Source organism: Caldisalinibacter kiritimatiensis (genome assembly GCF_000387765.1).
Classification (GTDB): domain Bacteria; phylum Bacillota; class Clostridia; order Tissierellales; family Caldisalinibacteraceae; genus Caldisalinibacter; species Caldisalinibacter kiritimatiensis.
Genome location: NZ_ARZA01000251.1, coordinates 1 through 753 on the forward strand (window position 1 = coordinate 1; position 753 = coordinate 753).

General features: G+C 29.6%; 2 protein-coding genes. Both read left to right on the plus strand.

Translation table 11 applies throughout. The annotated features are described in order from the left end of the window. Positions 1-306, plus strand: a 306-nt coding sequence (locus L21TH_RS14640) for a hypothetical protein (protein ID WP_034429995.1), incomplete at its 5' end; no start/stop codon positions are given. Between the two features lie 15 nt (positions 307-321). Beyond that, positions 322-753: hypothetical protein (locus L21TH_RS11305; protein ID WP_034429998.1), on the plus strand; the 432-nt coding region annotated here is incomplete at its 3' end.

Below are 753 nucleotides of genomic sequence, written 5' to 3' on the forward strand. Positions count from 1 at the left end.
GGTATACCAACTAGTACACTTGATGCTGCGCTAAATGATGGTAAAGGTTCTTTAGATGTTAATAGTAGTAATTTGCAACCTAATATAGAAATTCAGGCCGGGACAGATTTAGAATTGGATTATGATGATAAAGACGTTGAAATTTTTATAGTTGGGTTAAATGCACATCAAGGAAAAGTTGAAGGTGATTTCTATGCTGAAATGCAATATAGAGAAAGATATCACATTCCATTGGGAGGATATGTTTATGTTTATTATGATAGTGATAGAGCACAAGATTGTTTTAATTTAACAGTTGTAGATTAAAAAGAGGGGAGAATTATGAAGAAAAATGAAATTCTAATTATAACACTAATTTCTATAATAGTTGTATTAATCGCTTCCAACATTTATCAATACAAGAAAAATACACAAATTAAAACAGAGTATGGTGAAAGAATTGGTCATATAGAAGAATTTGCTTTAGTAATAGTTCCTAGAAGAGTGTTGGGTGAACTACAAGATAGAAATAATATAGATGAGATAGGTTTAGCTGAAACAATTGAACATGTAATTACTGCTAAATGCTTTGCTTATAGTGGAGTAAGAGGTTTTACTCAAGTAACATCTTTTCTTGATAATACAGAGGAAGACCTGAAAAAACTCAGAAAACTTATTAAGCAAAATGGGAAAGAAAAAGAGATAGATATTTTGATACAGAAGATAAAGAATAATCAGGAAAAAAGCTTAAAAACCTATGAAGAAATTGAAAAG